The following is a 20,424-nucleotide window of genomic DNA, read 5'->3' as shown; positions in this document are numbered from 1 at the left end:
TGTCAGGCAATTGCAGCCACCTGCCAAAAGCAAAGGAGTTTTCATGAAGCAAACCGTTTATACCGCCAGCCCTGAGAGTCAGCAAATTCACGTCTGGAGCCTGAATCACGATGGGTCACTGACGTTGACGCAGGTGGTTGATGTACCGGGTCAGGTACAGCCGATGGTTGTCAGCCCGGATAAACGCTACCTCTATGTCGGTGTGCGCCCGGAGTTTCGTGTGCTGGCATACCGTATCGCGCCTGATGACGGTGCGCTGACATTCGCTGCGGAATCTGCACTGCCGGGGAGCCCGACGCATATTTCGACCGATCATCAAGGGCGTTTCGTATTCGTCGGGTCTTATAACGCGGGTAGTGTGAGCGTCACGCGTCTGGAAGATGGCCTGCCGGTGGAACTGGTGGATGTGGTAGAAGGTCTGGATGGTTGTCACTCGGCCAATATCTCACCAGATAACCGTACGTTGTGGGTTCCTGCGTTGAAACAGGATCGTATCTGCCTGTTCACCGTCAGCGATGATGGCCATTTGGTTGCACAGGAACCCGCGGAAGTGACTACCGTTGAAGGTGCGGGTCCGCGCCATATGGTGTTCCATCCGAATCAGCAATATACCTACTGTGTGAATGAGCTGAACAGCTCCGTCGATGTTTGGGAACTGAAAGATCCGTACGGCAAAATTGAGTGTGTACAGACGCTGGATATGATGCCTGCTGATTTCTCTGATACCCGCTGGGCGGCAGATATCCATATTACGCCAGATGGTCGTCATCTGTATGCCTGTGACCGTACCGCCAGCCTGATTACGGTTTTCAGCGTATCAGAAGACGGAAGTGTGCTGACGAAAGAAGGTTTCCAGCCTACTGAAACACAGCCGCGCGGTTTTAATATCGATCACAGTGGGAAATACCTGATTGCCGCAGGGCAGAAGTCCCACCATATTGCGGTGTATGAAATTGTGGGGGAACAGGGATTGCTGGCTGAGAAAGGACGCTATGCGGTGGGCCAGGGCCCAATGTGGGTGGTGGTTAACGCGTACTAATTCGTTTTTCGTTTTGCAGGCCGGACAGGGCAGGTAAACCACTGTCCGGCACACTGCCCGGTCGGCGCATGCGCTTACCGGGCCTGCCTAAGGGGATGACGCTTACTGCTTAGGTACGGCAACCACTTTGCTACCGATACCACGGTTGTTGTATTCCCACATGCGGTTAAAGTTGGTGTCATTCAGGTTACGTTGAATTTCACCTTTGTCATCTTCCGCACCGGTGTTCCCTGCAAACGGACGTTTTGAGATAACGCTGTCAGCCCAGGGTTTTGCCATGTTAAAGCCTTCATTGATCACACTGTCGCGAATAACAACCTGACCATTGGTGTTAGCATCGACATCCAGCGAACGGCCCAACTGCGCCACGCCATCGCCTGCTGCGGTAAAGCGGCTATTGGTGGCGAGGAAACCGTAGTAAATGTTCGACAGGGTTGCTGGCGCAAATACGTAGGCTTCCTGCTGGGTGCGGGAGTTTACTACGCGGAAATCGGTGTTATCGAACACGACAGCACCGCGACCAGAAACCATATCCACATCACCTTCAATGTAGCTGTTAGTCACCAGCGTACGCGGCTGACGATCGTTTTCCAGACGGTTTTGTACGCCGCTATTGGTCACGAAGAAGGTGTTCTGACGTCCCAGAATGTTGACCTTGTCGATTTGCACTTTATCGCCATCGGTACGCAGTGCGACGGCCGGGTGGTTACCCGCATCAACGCTGTCACCGAGGTTATTTTCGATGGTCAGGTTCTGCAACTGCAGACCATTGTTTTGCGACCAGACAACCGCAGAACACATCACGCCGATGTTTGTGCCACGCTTATTCTGGCAATTATCATACATATACCACGCAGGTTTACCCGGCATATATTTACCGCCAGGGTTCACCGTACGACGCCAGTCTGCGGTGCTCATTTCGCCATCAATAGCCTGGCCAATTTTCACATCAAGCGGTTTTTCGCCCATACCGTAGAGCGTCAGGCTTCCTGTCGCCGCCGGGATATAGACTGTGCCCTGATACTCGCCAGGCATGATGGCGATGTACTGACGCTTATTGGTGCGTTTTATGATTGCCGCATCCACTGCCGCCTGAATACTGGTATGGGTAACGCCTTGAGTTCCTGCCGGGCCGACGACAAAGTCAGGCTGGGCGGGCAGAGAAATCGCGGAAGGACTCCATGGCGCAGTGTTTGGCGTCAGGGCAGAAAAATAGTGTGCAGCGACAAAATTTTTCGCTTCATTTGCCGACAGAATCGGGCGCATAGACGTTCCTGGCGCGGTCTGATCGGAAGGAATTTGATCGGGCGGTGTAGAGCTACAGGCTGTCAGCGTCACGCCAAAAGCCATTGCCAGCGCCAGACGGGAAACTGATGAAATGTTCACAGGTTGCTCCGGGCTTTGAAAGTTATCCATTGAAGCCTGCTTTTTTATACTAAGTTGAGCGAAACGGGAAGGCGAAAAGGTAAAAAGTTGTTTTTTATAGCAGCAATGTCGGGTGTAGAGAGTCCTTATATCACAATTAGATAACAATTTCGGTCCTTCAGGTTGACAACATCCACAGGATGCAAAATAAATGTCTATACAACCTATGACAAGTGGTGAGTCGAATGCAGCAATTTTTCCCTGATGATGTTATCTGGCGTAATGTCCGCCTGGCGACCATGGATACTGAACGTGATACTTCGTATGGGCTGGTGGATGACCATGCGTTGATCGTCCGTCAGGGTAAGATTCGGGCCATTGTGCCTGAGTCGTCGTTATACCTTACACACGATAATACCCTTGATATGCAAGGGCGGTTGATTACGCCGGGTCTGATTGATTGCCATACGCACCTGGTGTTTGGTGGTAATCGTGCAGGTGAATGGGAACAGCGGCTAAACGGCGTTTCATACCAACAGATCAGTGCTCAGGGGGGAGGGATCAATGCCACCGTTACGGCGACGCGCAGCGCCTCCGATGAGCAGCTCTTACAGCTGGCGCAGGGGCGAATGGAACGGTTGATCAAAGAAGGCGTTACGTTGCTGGAAATCAAATCGGGCTACGGCCTGGATTTGACGACAGAAGAGAAAATTTTACGCGTCGTGGCTGCGCTGGCGGCAGAAAACACCGTCGAAATAAGCCCAACGCTGTTAGCTGCACATGCCACACCGACCCAGTATCGCGATGATCCTGATAGCTATATTGCGCTGGTTTGCGAAACGATTTTGCCGCAGTTGTGGGAACAGGGATTGTTTGAAACCGTTGACCTGTTCTGTGAAACCGTGGGCTTTACGCTGGCGCAGAGCGAACGCGTATTTCAGGCCGCGCAGGCGTTGGGTATCCCGGTTAAAGGCCATGTCGAACAACTGTCATTACTGGGCGGGACGCAACTGGTTAGCCGCTACCACGGATTATCAGCCGATCACATTGAATATCTGGATGAAGCGGGCGTAGCGGCGATGAGCCAAAACGGTACGGTTGGTGTGTTATTGCCCGGCGCTTTTTATTTCCTCAAAGAGAAACAGCGTCCGCCAGTTGAGTTATTACGTCAGTATCAGGTTCCGATGGCGGTGGCGACCGACTACAACCCAGGCACCAGCCCGTTTATTAGCCTGCACTGGGCGATGAATATGGCCTGTGTACAGTTTGGCTTAACGCCGGAAGAGGCATGGGCAGGGGTCACGCGTCATGCTGCCCGCGCGCTGGGTCGTCACGCCACTCATGGACAACTGAAAGCCGGGTTTGTGGCCGACTTTGTGGTGTGGGACGCACAATTACCGGTCGAAATTCTCTATGAACCTGGTCGCAACCCAATCTATCAACGCGTATTCAGAGGGCAACCATCATGACTCACTGGCAACCCGCTTCTCCTGCGCTCTGGCAGGGGCGTGATGACCGCGCCGAGTCGCCGAATGCGCTGCGTCTGTTTCAGACCATTTCGCTTAGCCCGGCATTTACACCGGAAATGTACCAAGAGCAGATTGCGTTGCTCGGATTTGCCTGTGATGAAGGTGTAAAGCGCAATCAGGGGCGTATGGGGGCGGCTGGTGCGCCCGATGCGCTGCGTAAAGCTCTGGCCAATTTAGCCAGTCACGCGGGCCATCAACGGTTGGTGGATTTGGGAAACATTGTGGCCCAGGCTCCCGACCTTGAAGGTGCTCAGCAGGCGCTGCGCATAGCGGTGCAGCGTTGTCTGCGGGCGGATATGCGTACCTTCGTGTTGGGCGGGGGACACGAAACGGCATTTGCTCATGGTGCAGGGGTGTTGGATGCATTCCCGCAGGCCAAAGTGGGAATTGTTAATCTCGATGCGCACCTGGATCTACGCTACGCCGAACAACCCACATCCGGTACGCCGTTTCGTCAACTGGCGCACCTCTGTGAGCAACAGCAGCGTGAATTTCATTACGCCTGCGTGGGCGTCAGTCGGGCAGCGAATACCCAGGCGCTGTGGGATGAGGCGCAGCGGCTGGGGGTTACTGTGGTGGAAGATCTGCACTGTCATACGGCGCAGGCGCAGCTGGCGCAATTTGTTGCAAACATGGATGTCATCTATCTGACTATCGATCTTGACGTGTTACCGGTGTGGGAAATGCCGGCCGTATCCGCGCCTGCCGCGTTGGGTGTTCCGCTGGCGGCGTTGTTGGGGCTCATTGAACCCCTTTGTCGCAGCGGTAAATTACAGGCGGTGGATATGGTTGAGTTTAACCCGCGTTTTGATGATGATGGCAGGGCGGCGCGCGTTGCGGCGCGATTAGGTTGGCAAATTGCACACTGGTGGCACTGATATGCCTGAGGTTATGCGCTTATCAGGTCCAGGTTATACCTGTAAACTGCACCTATTAAAATTCTCAGCTTAAGGAAGGCTAACGAATGCACCGAACCCGCCCCCAAACTGCTCCGGCTCCTTTTTACGAAAAGGTCAAAATGGAGATCAGTGAGAAGATTTCCAGCGGTATCTGGCAACCTCACGATCGTATCCCATCGGAGGCGGAACTGGTGGCGCAGTATGGTTTTAGCCGTATGACGATCAACCGGGCGCTGCGTGAGCTAACGGATGAAGGATTACTGGTGCGTTTGCAAGGGGTGGGAACATTTGTCGCCGAACCTAAAGGTCAGTCCGCGCTGTTCGAAATTCGCAGCATCGCGGATGAAATTAATGCGCGCCAGCATCAGCATCGATGTGAGGTCCTGACGCTGGAAAGAACCCGGGCAAACGCGCAGCAGGCCACGGCATTAAACGTCAAAGAAGGTACCCCCATTTTTCACTCCGTCATGGTGCACTATGAGAATGAGCTGCCGGTGCAGATTGAAGATCGCTGCGTGAATGCGGAGATTGTGCCGGAGTATCTGTTGCAGGATTACAGCCAGACCACGCCGCATGCTTACCTGTCACTCATCGCCCCTTTGACGGAAGGGGAACATATTGTCGAAGCGGTACGCGCCAGCGCGGAAGAGTGTGCGCTGTTACATATCAAAGAGCACGATCCCTGCCTGTTGATCCGCCGGAAGACCTGGTCGGCGTCTTCTATTGTCTCTCATGCCCGCCTACTTTTCCCAGGTTCCCGCTACCGTCTGCAGGGGCGTTTCATGTCCTGATGCAGGAGATGAAAACCGTGATTGCTGACGCAATATAATAAAAATGTATCTTAATTGTTAAATTCAACCTTGCGATGGCTTGTATAGACAAGTATATGTTACTTATCTGTCCGAACGTTCGCGAGGAGTGCTCTACCATGTCTCACAGCAAGTATCGTCAGCAGGATATTCGTGCCCCACGAGGCACTACCTTAACGGCCAAAAGCTGGCTGACCGAAGCGCCGCTGCGCATGTTAATGAACAATCTGGATCCTGATGTGGCGGAAAATCCGCATGAGTTGGTAGTGTACGGTGGGATTGGCCGTGCAGCGCGTGACTGGGAATGCTATGACGCCATCGTCAAGGCACTGACCCAACTGGAATCTGATGAAACCCTGCTGGTTCAGTCCGGGAAACCGGTCGGCGTGTTCAAAACTCATGACAATGCGCCACGCGTGTTGATTGCCAACTCCAACCTGGTGCCGCACTGGGCGACCTGGGAACACTTTAACGAGCTGGACGCCAAAGGTCTGGCGATGTATGGCCAGATGACGGCCGGGAGCTGGATCTACATCGGCAGTCAGGGCATCGTACAGGGCACTTATGAAACCTTCGTTGAGGCCGGACGTCAGCATTATCAGGGGAACCTGAGTGGACGCTGGGTTCTGACCGCCGGGCTGGGGGGCATGGGTGGCGCGCAGCCGCTCGCTGCAACGCTGGCGGGCGCGTGTTCTCTGAATATTGAATGCCAGCAAAGCCGCATTGATTTCCGTCTGCGTACCCGTTACGTGGATGAGCAGGCCACCTCACTGGACGACGCTTTGGCGCGTATCGACAAATACACCTGCGAGGGTAAAGCCGTTTCTATTGCGCTGTGTGCGAACGCGGCAGACATTGTGCCGGAACTGGTGAAGCGTGGCGTGCGCCCGGATATGGTCACTGACCAGACCAGCGCCCACGATCCGCTGCACGGTTACCTGCCGTCCGGCTGGCGCTGGGAAGAGTATCAGGCGAAAGCGGTGTCCGATCCACAGGGTACGGTACAGGCGGCAAAACGTTCAATGGCGACGCATGTTGAGGCGATGCTGGCGTTTAGCAAAATGGGCGTACCGACGTTTGATTACGGTAATAACATTCGCCAGATGGCCAAAGAGATGGGGGTGGAAAACGCCTTTGATTTCCCAGGGTTTGTGCCTGCTTATATTCGTCCGTTGTTCTGCCGCGGCATTGGCCCTTTCCGCTGGGTGGCGCTTTCCGGCGATCCGCAGGATATTTATAAGACCGATGCCAAAGTGAAAGAGATCGTGGCTGATGATAAGCATCTGCACCACTGGCTGGACATGGCACGTGAGCGGATTAACTTCCAGGGCTTACCGGCACGTATCTGTTGGGTTGGTCTGGAATGGCGACAAAAGCTGGGTCTGGCATTTAATGAGATGGTGCGCAGCGGTGAAGTGTCTGCACCTATCGTCATTGGCCGTGACCATCTGGATTCAGGCTCTGTTGCCAGCCCGAACCGCGAAACCGAAGCGATGCGCGACGGTTCTGACGCTGTCTCCGACTGGCCGCTGCTGAACGCACTGCTCAATACCGCCAGCGGCGCGACTTGGGTGTCGCTGCATCATGGCGGCGGGGTCGGCATGGGCTTCTCCCAGCATGCAGGGATGGTCATTGTGTGCGACGGTACCGATGAAGCCGCTGCGCGTATCGCGCGGGTATTGCATAACGATCCGGCGACAGGCGTCATGCGCCATGCCGATGCCGGGTATGACATTGCTGTGGAATGCGCCGTCGAAGAAGGGCTGAATTTGCCGATGATTGCCGCCACGCAGGGGAAACGCTGATATGAACACAATTACCTTAACGCCTGGCCACCTAAGCTTTGCGCAGTTGCGCGATATCTGGCAGCAGCCGGTTCAACTGAGACTCGATGCCAGTGCGATTGACGCAATTAATGCAAGTGTCGCCTGCGTCAATAGCATTGTCGCGGAAGGCCGCACGGCGTATGGCATTAATACCGGGTTTGGGCTGCTGGCTCAGACACGTATCGCGACTGACGATCTGCAAAATTTACAGCGTTCGCTGGTATTGTCTCATGCAGCAGGCGTAGGCGAAGCGTTAGATGATGCGATGGTGCGCCTGATTATGGTGCTGAAAATTAACAGCCTGGCGCGTGGTTTTTCCGGTATTCGCCTGAGCGTCATTGAAGCGCTGATTGCGCTGGTCAACGCCGGGGTGTACCCGCTAATTCCGGCGAAAGGATCGGTGGGGGCATCGGGCGACCTGGCTCCGCTGGCGCATATGTCGCTGACGTTGCTGGGAGAAGGCAAGGCGCGCTGGCAGGGGGAATGGCTCCCGGCGACAGATGCGCTGAAGAAGGCCGGACTGGAGCCGATTACGCTGGAGGCAAAAGAAGGGCTGGCGTTGCTGAACGGCACCCAGGCGTCCACCGCCTTTGCATTACGTGGGTTGATTGAGGCGCAGGAGCTGTTTGCGTCTGCGACGGTGTGCGGGGCGCTCACCACTGAAGCGGTACTGGGTTCCCGTCGTCCGTTTGACGCCCGCATTCACGCTGCGCGAGGACAACGTGGGCAGATTGACGCCGCAACGCTGTATCGCCATGTGCTGACCGACTCCAGCGCGCTTTCACAGTCACATCATAACTGTGAAAAAGTGCAGGACCCCTATTCTCTGCGCTGCCAGCCTCAGGTGATGGGCGCGTGTCTGACACAAATGCGCCAGGTGATGGAGGTGTTGCTGGTGGAGGCCAACGCCGTGTCGGACAACCCGCTGGTGTTTGCCGAAGAAGGTGATGTTATTTCTGGTGGTAACTTCCATGCGGAACCGGTGGCGATGGCAGCGGATAATCTGGCGCTGGCGATTGCCGAAATCGGGGCGTTATCCGAGCGGCGTATTGCGCTGATGATGGATAAACACATGTCGCAACTGCCGCCTTTCCTGGTGAAAAATGGTGGGGTTAACTCCGGCTTTATGATTGCCCAGGTAACCGCAGCTGCGCTGGCGAGCGAAAATAAAGCACTCGCGCACCCGCACAGCGTGGACAGTTTACCAACGTCAGCAAATCAGGAAGATCATGTCTCAATGGCACCTGCAGCAGGTCGTAGACTGTGGGAGATGGCGGCGAATACGCGTGGCGTGATTGCTGTGGAGTGGCTGGCGGCTTGTCAGGGGATCGATCTACGTGAAGGATTAACCTCAAGCCCGCTACTGGAGCAGGCGCGTCAGACGCTGCGTGAGCAGGTTTCACACTATACCCAGGACCGTTTTTTCGCCCCGGATATCGAGTGTGCGACCGAACTACTAGCACAGGGAACCTTGCTGAAGCTGGTGCCCGAGTTTCTGTAAATAACGCCTTGCTTTGTCGGCCGGATAAGACGCATCGCGTCGCCATCCGGCACAGCACAGCTTAACTGAACATCGCGGTAATCGACGCGCTGGCGAGCGAATGAAAATGGACGTTAAATCCGACCATCGCTCCGCTGGCGCCCTCATCGACATCAAGACGCTCCACATCCAGCGCGTGAACCGTAAAGATATAGCGATGCGTTTCGCCTTTCGGTGGCGCCGCACCGCCGTAGCCTGCTTTACCAAAATCCGTGCGCGTTTGCAGCACGCCTTCCGGTAGCGCAACCAGCCCGGAGCCGTACCCTTGTGGTAAAACCCGGGTATCTGCAGGCAGGTTAACCACCACCCAATGCCACCAGCCGGAGCCGGTTGGCGCATCAGGATCGTAACAGGTTACGACAAAGCTTTTGGTCCCGGCGGGTACATCGTCCCACGCCAGATGTGGGGAAATATTGTCCCCGTCATATCCCATGCCGTTAAAGACATGACGATGTGGTAGCTTTTCCCCATCGCGCAGATCGTTGCTGATTAATTTCATGCTGACTCCTCTCGTTAGCCAAAAAGTGTAGCCAGAAACCTCATAACTTACCGCTGATTATTCACTAAAAAATGTTTCATTGCGCACAGCATCGTTCACGGCCTTTGTCAGGCGACGCAGTTGATCTGGCTGGATAATGTACGGCGGCATCAGGTAGATGAGTTTGCCAAATGGCCGTATCCACACGCCTTGTTCAACAAAGAACTTCTGTAATGCGGCCATATTCACCGGACGCGTAGTTTCAATGACACCAATGGCGCCAAGCACCCGCACGTCGGTGACATAGTCGGAATCTGCTGCGGGGACCAGTTCGGCACGTAGCTGGGCTTCGATTGCGGCAACCTGCGTGCGCCACTCGCCCGATTCCAGCAGGGACAGGCTGGCCGAGGCGACGGCGCAGGCCAGCGGATTACCCATAAAGGTCGGGCCGTGCATAAAGCAGCCAGCATCACCGTTGCTGATGGTTTCCGCCACCTGGCGCGTGGTGAGCGTTGCGGAAAGGGTCATCGTGCCGCCAGTTAACGCTTTGCCGAGGCACAGTATATCCGGCGTAATGCCGGCATGTTCACAGGCAAACAGCTTACCCGTGCGACCAAAACCGGTGGCGATTTCATCGGCAATCAACAGGATACCTTCACGGTCACACATCTTACGAATACGCTTCAGCCATTCGGGGTGATACATACGCATACCGCCTGCACCTTGCACAATCGGCTCGAGGATCACCGCCGCTATCTCGTGGCGATGCGCGGCCATCAGGCGGGCAAATGGCACCATATCCAGTTCATCCCACTCACCGTTCATGCGGCTCTGCGGGGCGGGGGCGAACAGGTTTTCTGGCAGGTAACCCTTCCACAGGCTGTGCATTGAGTTGTCGGGATCGCAGACCGACATGGCGCCGAAGGTGTCACCGTGATAGCCATTACGAAACGTCAGGAAACGCTGGCGCGCTTCGCCTTTTGCCTGCCAGTATTGCAGTGCCATTTTCATTGCCACTTCGACGGCAACCGAACCTGAATCCGCGAGAAAAACGCACTCCAGCGCCTTGGGTGTCATATCCACCAACTGACGACACAACGTAATGGCCGGCGCATGGGTAATACCGCCAAACATCACATGTGACATGGCATCAATCTGCGTTTTCATCGCGGCGTTCAACTGCGGGTGATTGTAGCCGTGGATCGCCGCCCACCAGGATGACATGCCGTCAATCAGTCTTTCACCGCTGGCTAAAATCAGTTCGCAACCTTCGGCGCGTGCCACCGGGTAAACCGGCAAAGGGGAGGTCATAGAGGTGTAGGGATGCCAGATATGGCGTTGGTCAAAAGCAATATCGTCCGTTGTCATAATCGACTTGTAAACCAAATTAAAAAGATTTAGGTTTACGAGTCTACACGAAACTCACAATGAAACGTATATCAATATGGCCCACATTTCTCGCTGGACAATGTCGCAAGTCACCGAATTATTTGAAAAACCCCTGCTGGATCTGCTGTTTGAAGCGCAACAGGTGCACCGTCAGCATTTTGATCCGCGGCAGGTACAGGTGAGTACACTGCTGTCGATTAAAACCGGCGCCTGTCCGGAAGATTGCAAATACTGCCCGCAAAGTTCCCGCTATAAAACCGGTCTGGAAACCGAGCGTCTGATGGAAGTTGAGCAGGTTCTGGACTCTGCGCGTAAGGCGAAACAGGCCGGTTCAACGCGGTTTTGCATGGGGGCTGCGTGGAAGAATCCGCATGAACGCGATATGCCTTACCTGGAGCAGATGGTCCAGGGCGTAAAAGAACTGGGGCTGGAAACCTGTATGACGCTGGGTACGTTGGACGAAACGCAGGCGCAACGTCTGGCCAGCGCGGGTCTCGACTACTACAATCACAACCTCGATACCTCGCCGGAGTTCTACGGCAATATCATCACCACCCGTTCCTACCAGGAGCGACTTGATACGCTGGATAAAGTGCGTGAAGCGGGGATTAAAGTCTGCTCAGGTGGCATCGTCGGCTTAGGTGAAACGGTTACTGACCGTGCCGGTTTACTGCTGCAACTGGCGAACCTGCCCACGCCGCCGGAAAGCGTGCCCATCAACATGCTGGTGAAAGTAAAAGGCACGCCGCTGGCGGATAACGACGATGTGGATGCGTTTGATTTTATCCGCACCATCGCGGTGGCCCGCATCATGATGCCGACCTCGTACGTGCGCCTTTCCGCAGGACGCGAACAGATGAACGAACAGACCCAGGCAATGTGTTTTATGGCCGGGGCCAACTCGATTTTCTACGGCTGCAAACTGCTGACTACGCCGAATCCAAACGAAGATAAAGACCTGCTGCTGTTTCGCAAGCTGGGTCTGAATCCACAGCAAACGGCAGTGCTGGCGGGCGATAACGAACAGCAACAGCGCCTGGAACAGGCCCTGCGCACGCCGGATACCGACGACTACTACAACGCGGCCACCGTATGACCTGGCAGCAAAAAATTGACGATGCGCTGGCGGCGCGTCGTTCTGCCGATGCCCTGCGTCGGCGTTATGCAGTGACGCAGGGAGCCGGGCGCTGGCTGCAGGCCGACGGTCGTCAGTATCTGAATTTTTCCAGCAATGATTACCTTGGGCTAAGTCACCATCCGCAGATTGTGTGCGCGTGGCAGCAGGGGGCAGAACGGTTTGGCGTCGGCAGCGGCGGCTCTGGTCACGTCAGCGGTTATTCCATTGCGCATCAGGCGCTGGAAGAGGAGTTAGCGCAATGGCTGGGTTATTCACGCGCATTGCTGTTCATCTCCGGCTTTGCTGCCAACCAGGCGGTGATCACCGCGTTGATGGGCAAAGATGACCGGATTGTCGCCGACCGCCTCAGCCACGCTTCGTTGCTGGAAGCGGCCAGCCTGAGTCCCGCCGCGTTACGCCGTTTTCCCCATAACGACCCGCAACATCTGGCTCGTCTGCTGTCTGCCCCCTGTCCGGGACAACAGTTTGTGGTGACCGAAGGCGTGTTCAGCATGGATGGCGATAGCGCGCCGCTGGCGGATATCCATGCCGCAGCGCAACGCCAGGGGGCCTGGTTGCTGGTGGATGATGCGCACGGTATTGGCGTCACTGGTGAAGAAGGTCGCGGATCGTGCTGGCAACAGCAGGTTAAGCCCGAGTTGCTGGTGGTGACGTTCGGAAAAGGATTTGGCGTCAGCGGTGCGGCAATACTGTGTTCTGACAGTGTGGCTGACTATCTGCTGCAGTTTGCCCGTCATCTGATCTACAGCACCAGTATGCCTCCGGCGCAGGCGCAGGCCTTACGTGCTGCGCTGGCGGTGATCCGCAGTCGTGAGGGCGATGAACGCCGGGAAAAACTGGCGATGTTGATCCAACGTTTTCGTGCCGGCCTGGACATTCCGGATTTCACGCTGGCAAATTCGGACAGTGCCATCCAGCCATTGATCGTGGGCGATAATCATAAAGCGCTGCAACTGGCGGAAGCTTTACGCGCTCAAGGTTGTTGGGTGACAGCTATCCGGCCTCCTACGGTACCGGTCGGCACCGCCAGATTACGGCTGACGCTGACGCAGGCTCATGAATGCCAGGATATCGACCGTTTACTGGAGGTGCTGCATGGCACAGGTCAATAAACAGGCCATTGCTGCCGCCTTTGGGCGCGCCGCTTCCCATTATGAACAACATGCCGGGCTACAGTGCCAAAGCGCCGATGCCTTGCTGACGCTGCTTGGCGAACGGGATTTCCCACGGGTACTGGATGCGGGGTGCGGCCCTGGGCGCATGAGTCGCTACTGGCGTGAGCAGGGAAGCGAAGTCAGCGCACTGGATCTTTCTGAACAAATGCTGGCAGAGGCACAGCGGCAAAATGCCGCCCACCACTATCTGCTGGCGGATATTGAAGCCATCCCACAAAACGCCGCCACTTTTGACCTGGCATGGAGCAATCTGGCGGTTCAGTGGTGCGATAATTTACGCGGGGCGTTAAACGAGCTTTGCCGGGTTGTGCGCCCCGGAGGCACGGTGGCATTTAGTACGCTGGCGCACGGCTCGATGCCGGAATTACGCCGGGCGTGGCAGGCGGTGGATGACCGGGAGCACATCAACCGTTTCTTGCCCGTGGAGCAACTTGAAAAGGCTCTGCATGGCTGGGACGTCGAGTATCAGCTTCATACGGTGACACTGTGGTTTGACGACGCATTGAGCGCCATGCGCTCGCTCAAAGGGATCGGTGCGACGCATCTCCATGATGGACGCGAGCAGCGCGTACTGACCCGTTCACAGCTGCAGCAGTTACAGTTAGCCTGGCCCTCTGTGCAGGGAAAATACCCGCTGACGTATCAACTTTTTTTAGGAGTAATTCAACGTGACCAGAACGTATTTTGTCACCGGGACGGACACTGAGGTTGGTAAAACCATCGCCAGCTGTGCGCTACTGCAGGCAGCGGGGCAATTGGGTTATCGAACGGTCGGCTATAAGCCTGTAGCCTCTGGGAGTGAAATGACGGCAGATGGCCTGCGAAACTCTGATGCCCTTGCCTTGCAGCGCAACAGCGCTGTGGCAGTGAATTATACGGCAATCAATCCCTATACCTTTGCCGAACCCACGTCACCGCATATCATCAGCGCTGATGAAGGGCGACCGATTCTGGCTTCAGTGATGTCTGCTGGTTTACAGGCACTGCAAATGCAAGCCGACTGGGTGCTGGTGGAAGGCGCTGGCGGCTGGTTTACGCCGCTTTCACCCACGCTGAGTTTTTCTGACTGGGTACAAACAGAACAACTTCCGGTGATTCTGGTGGTTGGCGTCAAGCTTGGTTGTATCAACCATGCCATTCTGACTGCGCAAGCGGTACAACAGGCGGGGTTGACGCTGGCGGGGTGGGTCGCCAATGATGTGGCTCCACCAGGGAAACGCCATGCTGAATATATGGCAACGCTGAAGCGCGCGATTCCGGCCCCGCTGCTGGGGGAAATTCCCTGGCTGGAAGACGAGCCAGAACGCGCAACGACAGGTCACTATCTCGACCTTAGCGTTTTGCCTCTGGTGCCATCCAGTCGTTAAGAAACGGGTCGTTGAGCTGCGCCAGTTGTCCCTGGGCCACATTGCGTCCGCGATGTAACAGGCAATAGCAATCCGCGACCCGACGAATAAACGGCAGGCTTTGTTCTGCGAGCATAATGGCGATACCCAACTCCTGGCTCAGGCGTACGATCAGATTGCCCAATTTGTGAACATACGCCTGGCCCGTGCCTCGCGTAGGCTCATCGAGGATCAGCAGGCGTGGGCGTGTAACCAGTGCGCTGGCGAGCGCGAGCTGGTGCTGATCATCCTCTGATAAGACCCCCCCTTTGGTCTGACGCAGACTGTACAACTGTGGGAAGAGGCGGTATATATCGCTGCCGCTCATCGCCTCGTTTTCCCCGATCGCTTTACGCGCAATATGCAGGTTTTCCTCGACTGTCAGCTGCGAAAAAATACGCCGTTCTTGTGAGACATAGCGAATACCCAGGGCGATACGGTTGACCATTGCCATTGGCCGCAGATCGCACGGTGGTGCCCCAGCCTGATACCAGACCATCGTACCGCTTTCAATCGGCAAAGTGCCGATGATGCAATTGGCCAGCGTTGTTTTCCCCATCCCCGGAAGTCCCAGCACACCGGTACACTTGCCGGGTTGCAGGTCGAGATCCACATCCCATAGCGTGTGCTGGTTACCGTAATAGTGATTCACCGCACGAAGACTCAACATAGGTTTTCTCCATCATGATGTTATCCGCCCGACAGGCCGGGGAGCAGAAGAAAATTGCAAATCTCTTGCCAGAAATGGGAACTACACGAAAAACAGCGGGATAGCGTGATCTACCGGCAGTGATGTCTGGCTTTTAACGACCTGACTTGATTTTGTGCACATTGCCAGTGCCTGGTCGCGTCGGGATGGTGCAGGCAGGGAAATGGTGAAAATGCGAGCAAGATCTCGGCTGCGTCCAGGGCTGCGTTAGCTGATAAATATAAAAAAATGGCGATAATTTTTTTTTATCCCACCCGAAAAGTGCAAGTCGGTGTTTTTGCCAGGCGGCAGTCAGCACGGGCTGGAGGCAGTTATCCACTATTCCTGTGGATAACCTTGTGTATTAGAGTTAGAAAACACAATGTAAGCGAGAGAAGACGCGGCCTGCGACTAAATTGATGCGAAAGACGGCTCGAGAGAATAGTTATTGAAATTCAGAATGTTAGATAAAAGCAATGGCTGTCGCAGAAGCGTCATGCGTTGCCATAAAACTTTCATCTGCCGTCTTGACAAATGTTAAAAAAGTCATTGGTTTGGGGATAACACATTTTTACTGGTGTTTTATCTCGCCAGTGCCAAAATTTTAGCCTGCTATGACGGGCTTCCTGACGGCGTAACAGAAATAATCTGATGCGTTACTGTTTTTTCATCCAGTATATTTTACTGGCAAAATATACTGCTGCGAGTAAAATTACACACCTGCCCGCCCATTGCTTCAGGTAGCTGCCCATGAGTAAACCTTTCAAACTGAATTCCGCTTTTAAACCCTCTGGCGATCAGCCTGAGGCGATTCGTCGCCTGGAAGAAGGGCTGGAGGATGGTCTGGCGCATCAGACGCTGCTCGGGGTGACGGGGTCGGGGAAGACATTCACTATCGCCAACGTGATTGCGGACTTACAGCGTCCGACTATGGTGCTGGCCCCTAACAAGACCCTCGCAGCCCAGTTGTACGGCGAGATGAAAGAGTTTTTCCCGGATAACGCAGTGGAATATTTCGTCTCCTACTACGACTATTATCAGCCGGAAGCTTATGTCCCGAGCTCTGATACGTTTATCGAGAAAGATGCGTCGGTAAACGAACACATTGAACAGATGCGTTTGTCGGCGACCAAAGCCCTGCTTGAACGGCGGGATGTGGTGGTGGTGGCCTCAGTTTCCGCGATCTATGGTTTGGGCGATCCGGATCTGTATCTGAAGATGATGCTGCACCTGACGGTGGGGATGATTATCGACCAGCGCGCGATCCTGCGTCGGCTTGCTGAGCTGCAATACACGCGTAACGATCAGGCATTCCAGCGCGGGACGTTCCGTGTGCGTGGTGAGGTGATCGACATCTTTCCAGCCGAATCTGACGATATTGCACTGCGCGTCGAGTTGTTTGATGAAGAAGTTGAGCGCTTGTCGCTGTTCGACCCGCTAACCGGGCAGGTTGAATCCACTATTTCGCGCTTCACCATTTACCCGAAAACCCACTACGTGACGCCGCGCGAACGTATTGTGCAGGCAATGGAAGAAATTAAAGTTGAGCTGGCGGACCGCCGCAAAATCCTGCTGGCGAACAACAAGCTGGTGGAAGAACAGCGTTTAAGCCAGCGTACGCAGTTCGATCTGGAAATGATGAACGAGCTGGGTTACTGCTCGGGTATTGAAAACTATTCACGCTATCTGTCCGGACGCGGTCCGGGCGAGCCGCCGCCGACGCTGTTTGATTACCTGCCTGCCGATGGTCTGTTGGTGGTGGATGAATCCCACGTAACGATTCCGCAAATTGGTGGGATGTACCGCGGCGACCGGGCACGAAAAGAGACGCTGGTTGAATATGGATTCCGTCTGCCGTCGGCGCTGGATAACCGTCCGCTGAAGTTTGAAGAGTTCGAGGCGCTGGCACCGCAAACCATTTATGTTTCAGCGACACCGGGCAATTATGAGCTGGAGAAATCCGGTGATGACGTGGTCGATCAGGTGGTGCGACCAACCGGGCTGCTGGATCCGGTAATTGAAGTTCGTCCGGTCGCAACACAGGTTGATGACCTGCTGTCTGAGATCCGCACTCGCGCGGCGATTAACGAACGCGTGCTGGTGACGACACTCACGAAACGGATGGCAGAGGACCTCACTGAATATCTCGAAGAACACGGCGAGCGGGTGCGCTATTTGCACTCCGACATTGATACCGTGGAACGCATGGAAATCATTCGTGATTTGCGCCTGGGCGAGTTTGACGTGCTGGTGGGTATCAACCTGTTACGAGAAGGCCTGGACATGCCAGAGGTCTCTCTGGTGGCGATTCTGGATGCGGACAAAGAAGGGTTCCTGCGTTCGGAACGATCGCTTATCCAGACCATCGGTCGAGCGGCACGTAACATCAACGGTAAAGCGATTCTCTACGGCGATAAAATTACCGCATCGATGGCGAAGGCCATTGGTGAGACCGAACGTCGTCGCGAGAAGCAGCAACTGTATAACGAAGAGCACGGTATTACGCCACAGGGGCTGAACAAGAAAGTCGTTGATATTCTGGCGTTGGGTCAGAATATTGCGAAGACCAAAGCGAAAGGCAAAGGGAAGTCGCGTGCCGGGGCGAAATCCGAGGTTGTTGAGCTGGATATGACGCCGAAAGCGCTGCAGCAGAAGATTCACGAGTTAGAAGGTCAGATGATGCAGCATGCGCAGAACCTTGAGTTCGAAGAGGCCGCCCAGATCCGTGACCAGTTGCATCAGTTGCGTGAGTTGTTTATCGCGGCATCGTAAGCGTGTTCCGGATGCGGGATAAATCCCTTATCCGGCCTATAAGCGCATCAGGCAAATACGTTCAACCTAACGCCTGCACCGCTTTCTCCAGCGCGCTATGCAGCAACTGACGGTCATGACGATAGGGGATATCGCTGGCTTCCAGTTCATCCTGAATCACAATGCGGTCGGTCACGGCCGAAACATCGACTTTTGGCCCTACAATCACCGCATCAATCACCTTCTTACCAACATATTGCTCAATGATAGCCAGCTTATCGGCAAGCGTCAGGCTGGCGGCAGGCAGGCTGAGTTCACGTCCCAGATTGCCGATATAAACCATTGGAGCCGGCGTACGACGCAAGGCCTGCGCCAGTTCGTCAAGCAGCAGTAGCGGCATCAGGCTGGTATAAAAACTCCCCGGTCCTATCAGGATCAGATCCGCTTCTGCGATGGTTTCAATCGCCTCTCGCGTAGCGGGAACTTTAGGTGAGAGCATTAATTCTTGTGGCAGGGTAGTGAGCTGGTCGATATTTACTTCGCCATACACTTCATGTCCCTGATCGTCCAGCGCCATCAGGTCTACCGGCAGTTCTGACATGGGAATTAAATGCGCATCAACTTTTAGCAGGCTGCGAATTAAATTGATGGCTTCCAGAGGCCGCACGCTGAGGTGATCGAGCGCTTTTAACATCAGATTTCCGAGGTTATGACCGGAAAGTTCGCCATTGCCGCCAAAACGGTACTCAAACATTGCCGATGCAACGCTGGGTTGGGTAATTAACTGGTTGAGGCAGTTCCGCATGTCTCCCCAGGCAATACCGCCTTCTGAACGGCGAATTCGCCCCGTGGAACCGCCGTTATCGGTGGTCGTGACGATGCCCGTCAGGCGTGAGCCTAAAGAGGAAAGTGACGACAGAACGCGTCCTAATCCATGCCCTCCGCCGAGAGCGACAACGCGATCCAGATCTGCCAGCGTACGAGTGCGCATAGTTATTCCTGATATCAATTGATCGGCGTTACAATAACGTAAATAGCGTATTTTCAGCAATTATCCAGTCGTCATCGCAGAAAATAATTTTCTGCGATCTACCCCTTTCTGACGACATCCACCTGATAGCAAGATGATGTATATCAATGCAAAACCATGGTTTTTGCTTATTCTGTAGCGAAATTGCACGATCATGTCGCTATATACATGTTTATACAGCGAAAGTGTACATGGCAAAAGTGTCATTTACACGCTAGTATCGGCATAACCACAATGTACTCAAAGCATGACGAGTATAAACACTCTAGCCTCTGCACCTGGGTCAAATGATACGGTGCTTTGGCCGTGACGATACGTGAATACGATTGTCACCAGGGCGCAGGAAGAAATGACTTCGCCTCCCGTATTTGGAAAGGTGTACATGGGCTCTCAACTTACCGATGCATTCGCGCGTAAGTTTTACTACTTGCGTTTGTCGATTACCGATGTGTGTAACTTTCGTTGCACCTACTGTCTGCCAGATGGCTATAAGCCTGGTGGCGTGACTAATAACGGCTTTCTGACCGTTGATGAAATTCGCCGCGTCACACGTGCGTTCGCCAGTCTGGGAACGGAAAAGGTGCGTCTGACAGGTGGCGAACCGTCACTGCGTCGCGATTTTACCGACATTATTGCTGCTGTACGTGAAAACGACGCTATCCGTCAGATTGCGGTAACCACCAATGGTTATCGTCTGGCGCGCGATGCTGCTGCATGGCGCGATGCCGGGCTGACGGCACTCAACGTCAGCGTCGACAGTCTCGATGCCCGTCAGTTTCACGCTATTACCGGGCAGGATAAGTTTCAGCAGGTGATGGCGGGGATTGACGCCGCCTTCGATGCCGGTTTTGAAAAAGTGAAAGTCAACACCGTGTTGATGCGCGATGTAAACCATCATCAACTGGATACCTTCCTGGCCTGGGTTCAACCGCGGCCGATTCAGCTACGTTTTATTGAACTGATGGAAACGGGTGAGGGCAGCTCTCTCTTTCGCAAACACCATATCTCCGGGCAGGTACTGCGCGATGAACTGCTCAAGCGCGGCTGGATCCACCAGTTACGCCAGCGCAGCGACGGTCCGGCTCAGGTTTTCTGTCATCCTGATTATGCCGGTGAAATTGGTCTTATCATGCCTTATGAGAAAGACTTCTGCGCCACCTGCAATCGCCTGCGTGTTTCATCCGTCGGCAAACTTCATCTGTGTTTATTTGGTGAAGGCGGGGTGAACTTGCGTGATTTGCTGACAGACGACGCCCAGCAGTCTGCGCTTGAAGAACGTATCTCTGCCGCGTTGCTGGAGAAAAAGCAGACCCATTTCCTGCATCAGAATAATACCGGTATTACGCAAAACTTATCTTACATTGGCGGCTGATCGCTAAAAGG

Annotated in this window: 17 protein-coding genes and 1 riboswitch; of the genes, 12 read left to right on the top strand and 5 right to left on the bottom strand. The window is 54.7% G+C overall.

Translation table 11 applies throughout. From position 1 onward, the window contains the following. The first annotated feature begins 43 nt into the window (after positions 1–43). Positions 44–1,039 carry a 6-phosphogluconolactonase gene (pgl, locus tag OGX95_RS03255; RefSeq protein ID WP_286628310.1) on the top strand — a complete coding sequence of 332 codons (996 nt, stop codon included), beginning with the start codon at positions 44–46 and terminating at the stop codon, positions 1,037–1,039. A gap of 102 nt (positions 1,040–1,141) precedes the next feature. Here pgl and OGX95_RS03250 read toward each other — a convergent pair whose 3' ends face one another. Further along, positions 1,142–2,425 (bottom strand): putative acyl-CoA thioester hydrolase, encoded by a 1,284-nt coding sequence (locus OGX95_RS03250; protein WP_286628309.1) that lies wholly within the window; start codon positions 2,423–2,425, stop codon positions 1,142–1,144. A gap of 224 nt (positions 2,426–2,649) precedes the next feature. Between OGX95_RS03250 and hutI the strand changes: the two genes are divergently transcribed. From hutI to hutH, 5 genes are all read left to right on the top strand, one after another. Continuing rightward, positions 2,650–3,873 carry an imidazolonepropionase gene (gene hutI, locus OGX95_RS03245; protein WP_286628308.1) on the top strand — a complete coding sequence of 408 codons (1,224 nt, stop codon included), beginning with the start codon at positions 2,650–2,652 and terminating at the stop codon, positions 3,871–3,873. Then, positions 3,870–4,811 (top strand): formimidoylglutamase, encoded by a 942-nt coding sequence (gene hutG, locus OGX95_RS03240; protein WP_286628307.1) that lies wholly within the window; start codon positions 3,870–3,872, stop codon positions 4,809–4,811. The genes hutI and hutG overlap by 4 nt, the downstream gene beginning before the upstream one ends. Positions 4,812–4,897: 86 nt before the next feature. After that, entirely contained in the window at positions 4,898–5,623 is a 726-nt protein-coding gene (locus OGX95_RS03235) for a histidine utilization repressor (protein ID WP_286628306.1), read from the top strand. A gap of 137 nt (positions 5,624–5,760) precedes the next feature. After that, complete coding sequence (gene hutU / locus OGX95_RS03230) at positions 5,761–7,446, top strand: urocanate hydratase (protein ID WP_286628305.1); 1,686 nt, start codon at positions 5,761–5,763, stop codon at positions 7,444–7,446. A 1-nt stretch (position 7,447) separates the two neighbouring features. After that, positions 7,448–8,968: a histidine ammonia-lyase gene (gene hutH / locus OGX95_RS03225; RefSeq protein ID WP_286628304.1), complete on the top strand. Its 1,521-nt coding sequence runs from the start codon at positions 7,448–7,450 to the stop codon at positions 8,966–8,968. Between the two features lie 61 nt (positions 8,969–9,029). Here hutH and OGX95_RS03220 read toward each other — a convergent pair whose 3' ends face one another. Both OGX95_RS03220 and bioA read right to left on the bottom strand, forming a co-directional pair. Next, the gene (locus OGX95_RS03220; RefSeq protein WP_199969311.1) at positions 9,030–9,506 is read right to left on the bottom strand and encodes a kinase inhibitor; all 477 of its coding nucleotides are present in this window, start codon (positions 9,504–9,506) and stop codon (positions 9,030–9,032) included. Positions 9,507–9,563: 57 nt separating this feature from the next. Next, entirely contained in the window at positions 9,564–10,853 is a 1,290-nt protein-coding gene (gene bioA, locus OGX95_RS03215; RefSeq protein ID WP_286628303.1) for an adenosylmethionine--8-amino-7-oxononanoate transaminase, read from the bottom strand. A 76-nt stretch (positions 10,854–10,929) separates the two neighbouring features. Here bioA and bioB point away from each other — a divergent pair, with 76 nt between their 5' ends. The 4 genes from bioB to bioD are packed head-to-tail and all read left to right on the top strand — an operon-like array spanning position 10,930 to position 14,554. Continuing rightward, positions 10,930–11,970 (top strand): biotin synthase BioB, encoded by a 1,041-nt coding sequence (bioB, locus tag OGX95_RS03210; RefSeq protein ID WP_286628302.1) that lies wholly within the window; start codon positions 10,930–10,932, stop codon positions 11,968–11,970. Continuing rightward, a complete protein-coding gene (gene bioF / locus OGX95_RS03205; RefSeq protein WP_286628301.1) occupies positions 11,967–13,124 on the top strand; it encodes an 8-amino-7-oxononanoate synthase in 1,158 nt (385 codons plus the stop codon). The genes bioB and bioF overlap by 4 nt, the downstream gene beginning before the upstream one ends. Then, a complete protein-coding gene (gene bioC, locus OGX95_RS03200; protein ID WP_286628300.1) occupies positions 13,108–13,893 on the top strand; it encodes a malonyl-ACP O-methyltransferase BioC in 786 nt (261 codons plus the stop codon). Before bioF ends, bioC begins: the two co-directional genes overlap by 17 nt. Continuing rightward, a complete protein-coding gene (gene bioD / locus OGX95_RS03195; protein ID WP_286628299.1) occupies positions 13,856–14,554 on the top strand; it encodes a dethiobiotin synthase in 699 nt (232 codons plus the stop codon). Before bioC ends, bioD begins: the two co-directional genes overlap by 38 nt. Here the strand turns inward: bioD and OGX95_RS03190 are convergent. Beyond that, on the bottom strand, positions 14,520–15,242 hold the full coding sequence (locus OGX95_RS03190; RefSeq protein WP_286628298.1) for an ABC transporter ATP-binding protein: 723 nt from the start codon (positions 15,240–15,242) through the stop codon (positions 14,520–14,522). The genes bioD and OGX95_RS03190 overlap by 35 nt on opposite strands. 768 nt (positions 15,243–16,010) lie before the next feature. Between OGX95_RS03190 and uvrB the strand changes: the two genes are divergently transcribed. Continuing rightward, complete coding sequence (uvrB, locus tag OGX95_RS03185; protein ID WP_286628297.1) at positions 16,011–18,032, top strand: excinuclease ABC subunit UvrB; 2,022 nt, start codon at positions 16,011–16,013, stop codon at positions 18,030–18,032. 61 nt (positions 18,033–18,093) lie between these two features. Here uvrB and yvcK read toward each other — a convergent pair whose 3' ends face one another. Beyond that, on the bottom strand, positions 18,094–19,002 hold the full coding sequence (gene yvcK / locus OGX95_RS03180; protein ID WP_286628296.1) for a uridine diphosphate-N-acetylglucosamine-binding protein YvcK: 909 nt from the start codon (positions 19,000–19,002) through the stop codon (positions 18,094–18,096). 288 nt (positions 19,003–19,290) lie between these two features. Further along, a riboswitch (molybdenum cofactor riboswitch) is annotated at positions 19,291–19,436 on the top strand. Here yvcK and moaA point away from each other — a divergent pair. After that, positions 19,424–20,413 (top strand): GTP 3',8-cyclase MoaA, encoded by a 990-nt coding sequence (gene moaA / locus OGX95_RS03175; protein ID WP_286628295.1) that lies wholly within the window; start codon positions 19,424–19,426, stop codon positions 20,411–20,413. Its footprint overlaps the riboswitch before it by 13 nt. Positions 20,414–20,424 lie beyond the last annotated feature (11 nt).

This window comes from Citrobacter sp. Cu233 (assembly GCF_030332225.1).
Taxonomy (GTDB): Bacteria; Pseudomonadota; Gammaproteobacteria; order Enterobacterales; family Enterobacteriaceae; genus Citrobacter.
This window is presented reverse-complemented; position numbering and strand designations above follow the sequence as displayed.